Annotated in this window: 15 protein-coding genes; 13 read left to right on the top strand and 2 right to left on the bottom strand. The window is 22.3% G+C overall.

Going from position 1 to position 13,796, the window contains the following annotated elements:
- The first annotated feature begins 1 nt into the window (after position 1).
- From IGS63_RS01145 to IGS63_RS01120, 6 genes are all read left to right on the top strand, one after another.
- Positions 2–229, top strand: coding sequence for a DNA-directed RNA polymerase subunit omega (locus tag IGS63_RS01145; protein ID WP_190615222.1), 228 nt, complete (start codon positions 2–4; stop codon positions 227–229).
- Between the two features lie 4 nt (positions 230–233).
- Positions 234–764 (top strand): hypothetical protein, encoded by a 531-nt coding sequence (locus IGS63_RS01140; protein ID WP_190615221.1) that lies wholly within the window; start codon positions 234–236, stop codon positions 762–764.
- Positions 765–766: 2 nt separating this feature from the next.
- Positions 767–1,198 carry a type II secretion system protein gene (locus tag IGS63_RS01135; protein WP_190615220.1) on the top strand — a complete coding sequence of 144 codons (432 nt, stop codon included), beginning with the start codon at positions 767–769 and terminating at the stop codon, positions 1,196–1,198.
- Positions 1,188–2,456, top strand: a complete 1,269-nt coding sequence (locus IGS63_RS01130) for a HEAT repeat domain-containing protein (protein ID WP_190615219.1) — start codon at positions 1,188–1,190, stop codon at positions 2,454–2,456. Before IGS63_RS01135 ends, IGS63_RS01130 begins: the two co-directional genes overlap by 11 nt.
- Before the next feature lie 37 nt (positions 2,457–2,493).
- Positions 2,494–3,030, top strand: a complete 537-nt coding sequence (locus IGS63_RS01125; RefSeq protein ID WP_190615218.1) for a ComF family protein — start codon at positions 2,494–2,496, stop codon at positions 3,028–3,030.
- A 175-nt stretch (positions 3,031–3,205) separates the two neighbouring features.
- Positions 3,206–4,897 (top strand): fibronectin type III domain-containing protein, encoded by a 1,692-nt coding sequence (locus IGS63_RS01120; RefSeq protein WP_190615217.1) that lies wholly within the window; start codon positions 3,206–3,208, stop codon positions 4,895–4,897.
- Positions 4,898–4,959: 62 nt separating this feature from the next.
- Here IGS63_RS01120 and IGS63_RS01115 read toward each other — a convergent pair whose 3' ends face one another.
- Positions 4,960–6,873 carry an ATP-binding protein gene (locus IGS63_RS01115; RefSeq protein ID WP_190615216.1) on the bottom strand — a complete coding sequence of 638 codons (1,914 nt, stop codon included), beginning with the start codon at positions 6,871–6,873 and terminating at the stop codon, positions 4,960–4,962.
- Positions 6,874–7,296: 423 nt separating this feature from the next.
- Between IGS63_RS01115 and IGS63_RS01110 the strand changes: the two genes are divergently transcribed.
- From IGS63_RS01110 to IGS63_RS01100, 3 genes are read left to right on the top strand one after another with little or no spacing between them, the layout of a single operon-like run.
- Positions 7,297–8,016: an ABC transporter ATP-binding protein gene (locus IGS63_RS01110; RefSeq protein WP_190615215.1), complete on the top strand. Its 720-nt coding sequence runs from the start codon at positions 7,297–7,299 to the stop codon at positions 8,014–8,016.
- Positions 8,006–8,653 carry a hypothetical protein gene (locus IGS63_RS01105; protein ID WP_190615214.1) on the top strand — a complete coding sequence of 216 codons (648 nt, stop codon included), beginning with the start codon at positions 8,006–8,008 and terminating at the stop codon, positions 8,651–8,653. Before IGS63_RS01110 ends, IGS63_RS01105 begins: the two co-directional genes overlap by 11 nt.
- 29 nt (positions 8,654–8,682) lie before the next feature.
- Positions 8,683–9,363 (top strand): hypothetical protein, encoded by a 681-nt coding sequence (locus tag IGS63_RS01100; protein ID WP_190615213.1) that lies wholly within the window; start codon positions 8,683–8,685, stop codon positions 9,361–9,363.
- Positions 9,364–9,593: 230 nt separating this feature from the next.
- Here IGS63_RS01100 and IGS63_RS01095 read toward each other — a convergent pair whose 3' ends face one another.
- Complete coding sequence (locus tag IGS63_RS01095) at positions 9,594–11,171, bottom strand: hypothetical protein (protein WP_190615212.1); 1,578 nt, start codon at positions 11,169–11,171, stop codon at positions 9,594–9,596.
- A gap of 176 nt (positions 11,172–11,347) precedes the next feature.
- Here IGS63_RS01095 and IGS63_RS11750 point away from each other — a divergent pair, with 176 nt between their 5' ends.
- The 4 genes from IGS63_RS11750 to IGS63_RS01080 are packed head-to-tail and all read left to right on the top strand — an operon-like array spanning position 11,348 to position 13,732.
- On the top strand, positions 11,348–11,470 hold the full coding sequence (locus IGS63_RS11750; RefSeq protein WP_269777941.1) for a hypothetical protein: 123 nt from the start codon (positions 11,348–11,350) through the stop codon (positions 11,468–11,470).
- A 31-nt stretch (positions 11,471–11,501) separates the two neighbouring features.
- On the top strand, positions 11,502–11,768 hold the full coding sequence (locus IGS63_RS01090) for a PqqD family protein (RefSeq protein WP_190615211.1): 267 nt from the start codon (positions 11,502–11,504) through the stop codon (positions 11,766–11,768).
- Complete coding sequence (locus tag IGS63_RS01085; protein WP_190615210.1) at positions 11,769–12,716, top strand: radical SAM/SPASM domain-containing protein; 948 nt, start codon at positions 11,769–11,771, stop codon at positions 12,714–12,716.
- On the top strand, positions 12,713–13,732 hold the full coding sequence (locus IGS63_RS01080; RefSeq protein WP_190615209.1) for a radical SAM/SPASM domain-containing protein: 1,020 nt from the start codon (positions 12,713–12,715) through the stop codon (positions 13,730–13,732). The genes IGS63_RS01085 and IGS63_RS01080 overlap by 4 nt, the downstream gene beginning before the upstream one ends.
- The last annotated feature ends 64 nt before the right edge of the window (positions 13,733–13,796 follow it).

Genomic DNA, 13,796 nt, shown 5'->3' with positions numbered 1-13,796 from the left:
AATGAAATTAGGATTTAATTACGATAAAATAATGGGTAAAATTGGTTTAAAATATGTAGTACCAATAATAGCTGCTAAAAGAGCCGAAGTTTTAAAAAATACAGAAGAATTAGAACAAACTAAAAAGTCAAGAGATTATGTAACAAAGGCTATGAAAGAAATGGAAGAAGGTACTACTTTTGTAAAAAATCAAGAAAACCTTGATTCAGTGAGAACAGACTTAAAGTGATAATATGAAAAAAATAATTATTATTTTTTTACTTTTAATTGGAATAATTTCCTTTAGTATAAATATTAATACTGGAATTTCTGTATTGACAGATAAAAAATCAAATGTTGCTTTGAATTTTGGATTTAATTCAAAAACATTTGACTTTGCTTTTGACATGTATCCAGATTTTACAACGCAAGTAAAATTAACTACAATAACGGATATATCAGTTTTAATATCTAAAATAAATAATAATATAAATGTTGAAGGTGGCATTATATGGTTCAATGATAATCCAACTGGAACAAAAGAAAGAAGTTTACCTTTTATTTATGCAGGATTTAAGTATGAGGAGTCATTATTTTTTGGTAAACTCTATTTTGGATATCCATTACAAGAAAATGTAAGTTTGGATTTAGCAGACTATTTAATATTAAAAGCTGGAGTAACAATACCAAAGCCACAAAATTTTATTGATGATATAAAGATAGAATTTAGATTTACAAAAGACAGAAAAGATTTTTCAATATATATATCAACTCCGGTAAGATAATAATGAAAAATGGATTTATTTTGATTGAAACTGTTTTTGAATTATTAATAATTTCAATAATGACTTTAGCGGTCCTTGCAACTTTCGCAAGGACTGTCTTTATTTTAAAAAAAGTCATGAATGATATAGTGGATTTAAATATAAAAGAAAATTCTATAATGGAAACAATTAGGATAACAAAAAATGAAATTAAAAATCTTTATTATTATAATGAATATATGATTATTTCTAATAATAATGGAGAAAAAACAGGATTAAAATACAATAAATATTCAAAAAAATTATATAGGTATAAAAATAATTATGGAACTGTTGGGATTACATATATAGGAGATAACATTACAAAATTTAATTATGAAAAAAATTTTTTAAGTATAGGATTTGGAAAAGATATATTAAAAATAGCTATTCAGGAGGAAAAAAATGGCCAGTGAAATAATAGAAACATATAAATTACTTCAAGAAAAAATAAAGTCAGAAAATGCAAAGGTTTTTTTTGATATGTTAGATTCACCTTATCCAGCTTTTAAGTCAAGAGCTATACAAGAATTAACTAAGTTAAAAATAGATACACCAATAATAAAAGATTATCTTAATGATTCAGATGCGGGAGTTAGATTAGCATCATTAAAATATCTTGAAAAAATGAATTTATTAGAAGAAAATCAATTAAAAGCAGCAACTAAAGATTTAGCCCCATCATTGAGAAGAGAAGCAATAAAAATGTATATAACTTCTGGTTATGAACCTATTGATTATATTTTTAGTCATACAACAGATCCTGATCCAACGGTTAGGTATCAATTATTAGTAAGTTTTTTAGAATTTTACCCAGAAGAAAGTGAAAAAATATTAACTCTTTTAAAAGATGATCCATACATAAAAATACAGCAACTCATATATGCACTTGAAAATATATCGGAAACTATAAAGTCAAAAGATGTACAATTAGCAGTAAAAAAAATGGCAATGGCAAGATATTTTGAATCAAACGATTCAATTACATTCTTTAATTTAATAAAAGAAGTTTATCCAGAGTGTGAAAAACAAACACAAATAATGATAATAAAGTTTATGGCAACAATACCATGTGATATAATAAAAAGTTTTGTGGAAAATAAAATAAATGAAGAAAAAGACAATGAAATATTAATAGAGCTTGTAAAAACTATAAAAAAAGTTTGTGGAAGTGAAAATTTACCATCTTGGATAATAGAAACTTTTATAAACGAAAAAGACCCAAAATTAATAAGTTTTGGACTAAAGTTAGCTTCAGAAAAAGATGATATGTCTTATGTAGACTTTTCAAGAGATTTATTGAAAAAAATAGATGATGATTATGTTCTTGGAAGTGCAACTTATTTGGCATACTTTCAAGACTATAAACTAATGGATCATGTTCCATCATTTTTAGAATCCTTATCTTCAAAAAGAATAAATACAGGGATAAGAATAATAAAAAAATTAAAATTGGAAAATTTTGTACCAGAAATTGCTCAAATATCTGGAGATAAAAAATATCCAACAACTGTAAGAAAAAATGCATTAAACACATTAAAATACTTTAAAGCAAAACAATATTGGGAAATTCCTTACAACATATTAAAGGATCCAAATGAGCGTGGAGACTTAAAATTAGCCGCTTTAAATGCACTTTTAAAATTAAATGCAGAGATGGTTACCAATTTATAAAAAAATTTTTTCAACAATATTTGAAAGTAAATGTTTTTTGTGTGGAAAACCTACAACAAAAAGAATATGCACAAAGTGTATAAATGATATGTATGAACCAGTGCGTTCTAGTAATAATATATATCATTGTACACACTATTATAAATCATCAAAAATGATAAAAATGTATAAATATGCATCTCACCCATCATTTTCAAAAATAATGGGTGAGATGCTTTGTAAATTATTTATAGATTTAAAAATTCCAGAAGAAGTTTATACAGTTACATTTATTCCTTCAAATAAAAAAAGTTATTATGAAAAAGGTTTTATACCAGCTAAAGAAATAGCAAAACACTTTGCAAAATATTTTGATTTTGAATTAAAAGAATTATTAATAAATAAAAGCAAAAAAAGACATGCAGAAATGACACAAAATGAAAGATTAAATTCTGTAAACTTTGAAATAATAAAAAAAGTACCCAAAAATATTATAATAATAGATGATGTTTATACAAGTGGTGCAAGTATGAATACAGCAATAGAATTATTAAACACAAATACCATTGGATTGACCTTTGCAAAAACAAGATAAAATTTCATATTATTTTTTCTACTTGAAAAATTTGTTAAATAACTTTAACCAGCTTAAGTTGAAAATAAAGTTAAAAAAATGTTATAATTAAATCTTAAGTAAGCAAAATTTCAGTTAATACATTTATGCTTGATATGTTAACTGAAAAATCTAAAATATTGCAGGGGGTTTGGTTATGAAAAAATTTTTCACTGTTGTTGTACTTTTTTTAGTGTTTTTGTTTGCATCGTGTACAAAATTTAATGAAGTAAAGAGTTCTAAAGAATTTTTAATGACTCGAAGTATTTCTCAAAAAGTATTATTTGACAATGCTCATTCACAAACAGCAGGAAATGCAGATTGGACCATAAGAGGTGGTTATTCAACACTTGCAGATGATATAAAATTACTTGGATACACCGTTGAAGAATGGGGAAACGATGAAAGTGGTTCTGGTCAAATAGATGATGATGCCAAAATCACTTATGATGTATTAAAAAATTATTTTGCTTACATAATTCCTGAACCAAATATTCCTTTCACAAAAGCAGAACAAGATGCAATAATACAGTATATTAATGATGGTGGAAATGTCTTCTTTATTAGTGATCATGAAGGCGCTGATAGAAATGCAGATGGCTGGGATGCAGTCGAAATATTCAATGGATTTAAAAAAGGAACACATACAATAGATAGCAAAAACAGTTACACAGATGATTTTGTAGGAAGACTTGGATTTAGATATGAGGAAAACAATGTTTATCAAGCACCAGTTACAGATATTAGAACACATTCAATAACAACAAATGTTTCTCAAGTTGCTGTTTGGAATGGAAGTACTCATTATATGATTTCAAATACTATAAATGGGGTTGTCTATACTTCAACAACTTCAGCTGGTCCTTATATCATTGCTGGAACATATGGGAAAGGTAAGTTTGTTTCATGTGGAGATAGTTCTATGTTTAATGATGGAACGCGAGGAGATGGTACAACAGATAAATACAGTGGATATTTTGAATATGATAACAGAACTTTTGCTAGTAATGTAATAAGATGGTTCAACCAAAATTCTTCATCGGAAGGAATAAATGCTCCAAATAATTTAACAGTAAGTTCTATTAATACCAATAGTGCAAAATTAATGTGGAGTGATAATAGCCAATCAGAATTAGGTTATAGAATCTATCTTTCAACAGACAATGTGAATTTTATAAAAACCGTTGAATTAGGGGAAAATGCTACTTCTTATACTCTAAATAATTTGAATTCAAATACAACTTATTATATTAAAGTTTCTGTATATTATGGAAATAATGAAAAAGAATCATCAATTATTTCATTTACTACGCTTCAACCATTTACCAACAAAAAATTATATCTTACAGAAGTAGTAGATGCTTATGATTATAATTATGAATATATTGAATTTTATAATAATACTTCTGAAAGCATAAATCTTAATGGATGTAAACTTGTATTAGATAGAAAACGTACTGACGGAACTCTTTATACACCAATAGAAATTTCACTTTCAGGTATTTTAAAATCAAAAGGATTTTTGATTGTAGCTAGAAATTCAAGTAAGAAAAATTTTCAAAATTATTTTGGTGTTAGACTCTCTAAAAATACAATTTTTATAAATAGTAATAATAAGATGTATATAAATAAGAGCGAACAAAGATTTGTTATTAAAGATTCAAATGGAAGCATTATTGATGATAATAAAACTTCAAAATTTTTGACTAATGTTTTGAACAATATAAAAGTAAGAAATGATTTTATAAATTATGGATTTGAAGATATTAACATTGTTGATGAATGGACAGATTATTACGATACATCAGCAGGTTATTTAACTCAAGAACAATTAAATTTTATTCAATAAAAAAATTTAAAATTATAAAAAATAAATACCCCTTTTAAAGGGGTATTTATTTACAAATATACTTAAAATTTTATTTTAAATAAGGTTCCTTGATTAATATGGCTTTCACATATTATTTCGCCATTTAAAGTATTTTTTACTAAATTATATACTATATATAATCCAAGACCATCTTTATTTTTTGAAGTTGTATAATAGGGTTCAAATATTTTTTTTAAAGTATCTTCATTTATTCCAATTCCATTATCACTGTATTCTATTAATAATTTATCATCTTTTTTCTTTACATTAACTTTTATAATTTTTTTGTCAAAAGTATTATTGGGAAAAGCATATTCAAGTGTATTTGTAATTAAAATTGTAAATATTTGTTTTAAAACTCCTGGATACCCTTTAATGTTCATTTTAGGTATTTCTGTCATAACTTTAATATCTTTTAAATCAAAAAAATTTAAAGTATTAATAATTAATGTTTTTATATCAAAAATACTTAAAAGTTCGTCACTTTTTGTTGTAGAAATATTCTTAAATGTATTTAAAATATTGGCGCTTTTTAATAAGTTTTTTAAAACGATATTTATAGTGTTATTCCAGTCCAAAAGATCTTTCTTTAAGGAACTATCACATTTTTTTATTTTTTCTTCTAATTGTTCTAACATAAATGAAGTTCCTGTTATACTTACTCCAATAGGCGTATTTAATTGATGAGCAATTTCCATTATTAAGAAACTTAAAGAAGATAATTTTTCTGCTTGCATAATTTTTTCTTTGGAATTAAGTATTTCTTTTGTTTTTTCTGCTACTTTTAAATCTAAAGTTTTATTTAGTTCTTCTAATTTTTTATAAGAATTTTCTAATTCATTATTTTTTTCATATAGTTTTTGATAAGAAGCTTCTAACTCTTCGTTTGTTGCCAACATTTCTTCTTTATTTTCAATTATTTCAGTTGCCATTTTTTTATAATTTATATAAATATTAAAAATTTCTGAAATATTTGTCTTTATATCTTCTCCAATTGTATTTGTAAGAACAAAATTTTTCATATTATTTGATAACTGTTTTGTTGGTTTTGTAATATTAATTTTTATTTTATTTTTAATATAGTTGTACATTAAAATAGTGAATATTAAAAATATTAAAGTGGCAAAAATAATTAAATAAAAAATATATTTTAATCTTTTAAATACAAGTGTAAATTCTATAAAATAGTTTGAAGTACCAAAAGATTTTCCTATATAATAAGTTTTTTCGAATAATTTAGTATTTAATATTACTGTTGATTTTAAAGAATTTTTTAAATAAAGATATTTTTCTTTAGGATATTTTTTTTCAAATAAACTTATTGATCCAATATATGTTTTAACTTTAAAATGTTCATTTTTTAAATAAGGGTTATTAAATAACTTTTTATTGAAATAAGTATTAAAATTTTCAAATAAAATTCCAATTTCAAAAATACTCCCATTTGAAAGTTTGGTATATCCGTATAATCGTGTTTTACCAGTCAAGGTTTCAAAAGTGATTGATTTAATCAGAGTTTCGCCTACTTTTATAGAAGAAATTTCTTTCCAAAAATTTTTAAATATCGAGAGATCTAAATTTAAATCCGTTGAATAATCTGTATCATATACTATTCCTTTTTCATTTATAAAATAGTAGTTTAAATTAATTACTTTTAAGGTAGTTTTGATATTTTTTAATTTATTTAAATAAATTTTTTCTGTTTGTGGTTTTAAAGTATTTTTTGATGTTAAAAAATTTTGAAGAATATTATAAACAGCTGTTTCATAATTTTTTATTTCATTATTAACACTTTCAAATGTATAGTTTAATGCAAGTTCAGTATTTTTAATTTTTAATTCATATTCATAAGAAAACAAAATAGTTATTATTATAAAAAAGAAGAATAAGAAAATAGAAAAGATATATATTATTTTAAAATAAACATTTGAAATAATAGTTTTTAAAGGTTTCACTATATCAGCTCCCAAAAATATAATTGTATCATAAAAACATGATTATATCATATTTCAAAAAAAAAATTATAAAATTTAAGTTGATTATTTGAATTTATTTTTGATATTAAATTAACATAAAGTATCTTAATTTAATTTTAACACAAAAAATAAAAAAAATCAAGATTTCTAAAAGTAATATGTGTGAATAAAAGAACTTTAGAAAAGTAAATAATGATTTAAATAGATTTGTAAAAAAATAAAAATTTTTAGTTAATATAAAAAGTGATATAATATTTACGTTAGTTTACAAAAAATAAAATTATTAAATACATATGTAAATTATTGTTTTTGTTTAAGAATATTTTCACAATATATTTTATAAAAATAAAAGATTATTAAGATTGATAAAGTAAAAAAATATAAAAAAATAAAGGAGAAGAAATGATAAAATTTGAAAAAGTTTCATTCAATTACAAAAATAAAGTTGAAGTATTAAATGATTTAACAGTAGAGTTTCCAAGTAATGAAATAACAGGTTTAATTGGACACAATGGAGCTGGAAAAACGACCATATATAGATTGATATCTAACTTAATATTACCAAGTGAAGGAAAGATTATAATTAATCAAGATATGATAACTGATTATAAAAAACAAGTAGCTTATATTCCTTCAGGAGCATCAATTTATGAAAGATTAACAGCATATGAAAATTTAGTATTTAGAGCAAAAATTATAGGATTGAGTAAAGATGAATATGATAAAAAAATAAAAATACTTTTAAAAAAATTGAAACTATCAAAAAGGATTCATGATAAAGCATATGATTTTTCAAATGGAATGAAAAAAAGATTAGGATTAGCATCTGCATTAATAGGTTCTCCAAAATTGTTATTGATAGATGAAGCATTAAATGGAATAGACCCAGAGAGTATAAATATTATAGTCAATATATTAAAAGAATTAAATGAAAATGGTACGACAATAATTATTACTTCACATGACCTGAGCTTGATACACGACTTGTGTACAGAAATAAAAATATTGAATGAAGGTGAATTTGTATATCAAGGTGAAAAAAATAAAGAGTTTAAAGACTTTAAAGAATTTTATCTTTCTCTTACCACCAATTATGATGAGGAGGAAGATTTTGTTGAATGAAATAATAACAATTTTTTATAAAGAATTTCAAGAATTTATTTCAGTAAATAAAAAACGTTCTATGGTGTTAAAATTAATATATTTACCAATAATGTATTTGATTTTATTATTAGAAAATAGGCCTAAAAATTTTTTAATATTTTTAATGTTTATTTTATTTATAATAGGAATATACTCAGTTTTTATTACATATAATTCAGTTCAAGAAGAAAAAAACAAAAAAACATTAGAAACACTTTTGAGTATAGGATTAAAAAGAAAAAATATATTTGTAGGAAAAATAATCTTACCAATAATAGTTTCATTAATCATTACAATATATAATATTTGCTGTATATATATAATTAATCTTTTTAATTATTTCCCAAAAATTGAAATTAATCTTATTTTATTTTTCGCTATTCCAATATTGTTTGGAGTATTGAATGCTACAATGACCTTTTTATTAACTTTAAAAATGGACAAAAGTTATTATATGAGTTATTTTATTAGTGCTACAGTATTTATATTTGGATTCATTATTTTTTATCCAATAAGTTTGATAAAGACTTTACTCTTAATAATGTATATGATAATAATGATTTGTATTATAATGATTTTTACAATACAAAGATTTAATAAATATAAAATATTTTAAGACAAAGAAATAAAACTAAGAAATATGAGGTGAGTAAAATAGATACAATATTGGCAATTTTTTATAAGGATTTAAAGTATTTAAAGTATCAAAAAAGAGAAATTTATTGGTCTATAGCAAGTATTTTTATTTTTCCAGCACTTTTATTTATGCCTAAAACTCCTTTTTCATTAGTGGGATATTTTTTTAGAACTAGTGTAATTTTATTTTCAGGACTAATGCCTTTGGGTGTAGCTGGTAGTTTTTCTGGTAACTCCATAAGCTTTGAAAGAATGGATGAAACATTAGAATTTTTATTATCCTCTGGAATAAAACCATTGAATTTTTATATAGGAAAAATAATTTTACCACTTTTATTGGGGATGATATATTCAATTATTTCTACAATTGAAATGAGCACATTATTAAAGTATGTTTTTGTCGATATAAGTATTCCATTAGAAACGTTAATAATAATACCATTATGTTCAGCAATTATAGGATCAAATGGAGGTATTATTTCACGATTACTTTTTAAATCAGACGTTAAAGCTGTAAATATAGAAGCGATATTTACACTAATAATATTAATTTTACCTTATATAATAGTGAGACCAGATTTGGGTGGCATCAATGCTATTATTTACATGATTATAATACTATTTGTGTTTTTTTCTTTGATTGTATTGGGGATTCATCAGATAAAAAATAAAAAAGTATTAGATTTTTAAAATAATTAGTAATGAATTCTTTAATAAAATATATTGAACTAAATAATGAAGAATTTTTAATATCATTAAGTAATATATAATTATTATAAATAATAAACTTTCACTACAATTATTTGATTTTGATAAAGTTATTCTCATGTAAGATAGAAAAATGATTAAAAGTAGATAAATAATAAAATTTTAGATTCATCTTAATATTCGAATTAAATAATATATTTTTAATAAAATACTTATAATTTTTTTAAAATGTTTAATAAAACTCTCCTTTCAGAAGATTTTGAAAAACACCAAAAAGATAATATCGTTGGTGTTTTTTTTAATTTATACTTATTTGTAAATTCTTTTAATTCATCAAAAATTTTTAACTTAATAGAAAAATTAAAATCATATCTTGAATAATTTCTTATAAAAGTGTCTATTACGTATTTTTCTTTACTTTCTAAATTTAAATAATTTTCAAAAAATAACTTTCTTTTTTTTATAGTGAATTTTTTAAAAAAATGATAGACTAAGTCTATTCTTCCTTTTAAAATATTGTTTGGATTAATCATGTTAATAACAAATAGTTTTAAATCATAATCAAGATTTAATGTATTTATAGTATTCAAATTATTGTATAACTTTTTTAAATTAGAATTCTTTTTATCTAAAATAGATACATAAGTTGTAATAAACACCATTTTTTTATTAGTATGGTTTAACTTAGAAAAAGTATTTAAAGATTCAATAAATTTTTTATCTATTAATAGTTTCAAGTATTCATTTAAAATTGGAAAAGGTGCATTTGTATTTGGAGTTATTTTAAATCCTAATATAAATTTTTGAATAGTATTGCCTTTAATTTTTTTTGTTTTATTATTAAACAAATCTTTTAATCTTTTATAAGAAATATTTGTTAATTTTGATGCTTTAAAAAAATTAGAAAAATATTGACTTAAATAATCTTTTAAAAATTTTGTATTATTATATTTAGATAATTTTATTTTAAATTTGCCTTCATACAGTTTAAAGTATTTATATTTTTCTTTATCTTCTTTAGATAATAAATTGAATATAAAGCTTAATTCATTAAAATTCCAAAATAAAAAATAAAAATCATTTTTATGAACTTCAAAAAAAGTGTCGTAAACTCCAAACCATGTAGTTAAATCTTCAAAAAAATATGAATAGTAATACATCAATTCAATTGAAAGTTCTTTTGCTTTTCTTTCATCAAAATCTTTTAAAAACCAACTATAATCATTTAAAACAGTTATTAAACCAACAGGATGTCGTATTTTTTTTGCCAACTCATAAGCAGTTTGAAAATTTTTCCATCCTTCATTAAAATTATTATTTATAATATTTTTTCTAGCATTACCAATAGTTACAAATAATTTTGTAGAAAAATCTTCTTCATATTTTTTGGACCAAAGTCTTGTGTTTTTATTTATATTTAAAATAGATTCACAGTTTAATAATGTAGAAAAAACAATATTCCTAGAAAATTCAGGAATATTTCTTAAGTTCTTTTTTAAAATCATATACAATTTTTTAGATTCATTAAATTTATTTAAACGAATTAAACAGGATATTTTTTTAGACAGCAATAAATAATAAAGAGTGTTAGATTTGCAATTTTTAATACCATTATTAATTTCTAAAAGGGAACTTTCAAAATTATTATCCCAACTAAATAAAAAAGATTTAAATAAACTATCCCAACCGTTATTTATTTTATTATAAAAAATAAACCTATTTAAAAAAGGTCTTCCATAAGAACCATATTGAGAAGCTATATTAAAAATCTTGAGACAAAATTCATTCATAAGTTGTTTCCTCCTACTTCAAATGGGACGTTATAAACAAAAAAATGCAATGTTACAATTTTTAAGAAAAATTGTCGTCTAAAATCATCTTATATAAACCATTATAGCACACGCAATAAAGTGAAATCAAATAAATTGAGGTATAATTTAAATAAGCTAAAGAGGAGGTGTTAAAAATGAAAAAGATTATATTCATAGTTATAGCAATTATTGCATTTGGAGGAATGGCATTTTCAGATCCTTTACCATCAACTAATCAAACAGATAGTATTAATAAAATTGTTGATTTAGGAAAATAAAGTATTTGGTCATGAAGAAAGGGGGAATTTTATGTTAAATCAAAAATTTGTTAGAAATAAAGACATAAAATGGAGAAAAGAAGTTGATAGTATTTTATTTATGAAAGAAAATGAATTATATACTCTTAATAATGTTGGCGCTTTTATCTGGGAACTTTGTAATGGTGATTATACAGTTAACGAAATTATTAATATAATAAATCAAGAATATAAAATTGATAAAAATATTATTAAATCTGATGTAATAGAATTTTTAATGAATTTATTAAATGAAAAAATTATTGAGGAAAAAATTTAAATGATTAATAATTTTGCTCCTACAGAAATTAATTGGGGATTAACTTATAGTTGTAATTTAAAATGTAATCATTGTTATTCTAATAGTTCAAGTCAAAATTTAAAAAATCCATTATCTTTTGATAAATTAAAATTAATAATGAATAAAATAATTGATGCAGGGATTTTTAAAATAATCTTTACTGGTGGCGAGCCTTTTTTAAATACAAATTTATTTTCATTAATAGAAATTGCAAAAAAAAATAATATTTTTGTCCACATAAATACAAATGGACTTTTATTAGATGATAAGATCATAGAAAAATTACAAGAATACAAAGTTGATTCTATAAGGATTAGTCTTGATGGAAAGAATAAATTTGAACATGAAAGTCTTAGAGGAAAAAATTCTAATTTTGAGAAAGTTTGCTCTGTAATAGAAAAAATTTCTAAAACTAATATTACAACTTCTATTGCTACTACAATTAATAAAAATAATTATATGAGCTTAGAAGAAATTATAAAATTATCAATTAATTTGGGTGCGAAAAACTGGACAACTTTTAGATATGTAAAGTATAACAAAAATAGTTATAAGTATGCTCTTGATAAATATGAATATTATGAAATTTTAAAAAAACTTTATGAATATAAAATAAAATATGAAAAAAGTATTGAACTCTATATAGAAGATCCATTATTTTTATTTATTAATGAAGGAAAAAATAGACCTTGTCCAGCATCTAACTCTTTTTTTGCAATAAATCCAAAAGGAGATGTATTACTTTGTCCTTCAATACCTTTAAAAGTGGGTTCTTTAATAGAAAACAATGTATTTGATATTTGGAATAGTAAAGTTTTTTTGAATTTAAGAGGTAAAAGAATGGGATGTTTAAGCGCAGCATTTGAAAAATATAATGTATTGAAAAAAGATCCTTTTTTAAAAAACTTTGAGGTGAAAAAATTTTGAATTATTTAAGATTACCTAATTTTAAAAATGTACCAGATAATGTTTTTATAGAATTAACAAGAAATTGCAATTTAAATTGTTTACATTGTGCTAATTCATCAAATAAATCTTTAAAAAATGAATTAACTGATGATGAAATTTTTAGATTAATAGATCATCTTAGCGAAATAAATGTATTTAGTGTAGTTTTGACAGGCGGTGAACCATTTTTAAGGAAATCTATTTTTGAATTAATAGATTATTTAAATCAAAAAAAAATATTGGTAAAAATTGCAACCAATGGATTATTAATAAATGAAAAAATTGCAAAAAAATTATCAGAGTATAAAATATCTGGAGTACAAATTAGTTTGGATTCTTCAAATAAAGAAAAACATGATAGCTTTAGACGAGTAAATGGTAGTTTTAATAAAGCATTAAATGCTATAAAATTTCTTTCAAATAATGGAATTAAAGTTACTACAGGTATGACAGTTACGAATAATAATTATAATGAAATTGAAGATGTTATTAACTTATCTATAAAAAATGGGGCTAAATCTTTTTTAGCTGTAAAATATATCCCAACTGGTCGTGGCTTAGAAAGTAAGTTAAATATGCTTGATTTAAAAAAATCAAAAGAATTTTCTTATAAAATTTTAAATTTGTCTAAAAAATATGAAAAGAAAATATATATTTCTGAAGATGATGGATTTTGTTTTTTATTAAAAAAAGAAAGAAAAGATCTTTTTTGCCCCGCTGGAATTAGTTCGTGTGTAATTGAAGCTGATGGGAATGTACATCCATGCCAATTTATAGGAGATAGAAGCTTAGTTTCAGGAAATATTAGAGAAAAAAATTTTATAGATATTTGGTTATACTCTAAAAATCTTAGAGAATTTAGAAGTATTCAAAATTTGAATAAAAAATGTAATAATTGTGAACATCTTAATATTTGTATGGGGGGATGTAAAGGAATGACCTATGGTTATTATAATTCATATGATTATCCTGACCCATATTGCTGGAATTTATAAAAAAGGAGGTGAGAAAATGTACGAAAAACCAGAAGTAAAAAAAGTAGAAAAAGTTTATGAAAAA

This window comes from Tepiditoga spiralis (genome assembly GCF_014701195.1).
Taxonomy (GTDB): domain Bacteria; phylum Thermotogota; class Thermotogae; order Petrotogales; family Petrotogaceae; genus Tepiditoga; species Tepiditoga spiralis.
Note: the sequence above shows the minus strand (reverse complement) of the source record. Positions and strands in the feature narration are given on the sequence as shown.

Coding starts and splice junctions, on each gene's coding strand:
- IGS63_RS01130 (WP_190615219.1), top strand. CDS start 1,188: ATGGCCAGTGAAATAATAGAAACATATAAATTACTTCAAGAAAAAATA.
- IGS63_RS01110 (WP_190615215.1), top strand. CDS start 7,297: ATGATAAAATTTGAAAAAGTTTCATTCAATTACAAAAATAAAGTTGAA.
- IGS63_RS01095 (WP_190615212.1), bottom strand. CDS start 11,171: ATGAATGAATTTTGTCTCAAGATTTTTAATATAGCTTCTCAATATGGT.
- IGS63_RS01085 (WP_190615210.1), top strand. CDS start 11,769: ATGATTAATAATTTTGCTCCTACAGAAATTAATTGGGGATTAACTTAT.
- IGS63_RS11750 (WP_269777941.1), top strand. CDS start 11,348: ATGAAAAAGATTATATTCATAGTTATAGCAATTATTGCATTTGGAGGA.
- IGS63_RS01090 (WP_190615211.1), top strand. CDS start 11,502: ATGTTAAATCAAAAATTTGTTAGAAATAAAGACATAAAATGGAGAAAA.
- IGS63_RS01145 (WP_190615222.1), top strand. CDS start 2: ATGAAATTAGGATTTAATTACGATAAAATAATGGGTAAAATTGGTTTA.
- IGS63_RS01120 (WP_190615217.1), top strand. CDS start 3,206: ATGAAAAAATTTTTCACTGTTGTTGTACTTTTTTTAGTGTTTTTGTTT.
- IGS63_RS01135 (WP_190615220.1), top strand. CDS start 767: ATGAAAAATGGATTTATTTTGATTGAAACTGTTTTTGAATTATTAATA.
- IGS63_RS01140 (WP_190615221.1), top strand. CDS start 234: ATGAAAAAAATAATTATTATTTTTTTACTTTTAATTGGAATAATTTCC.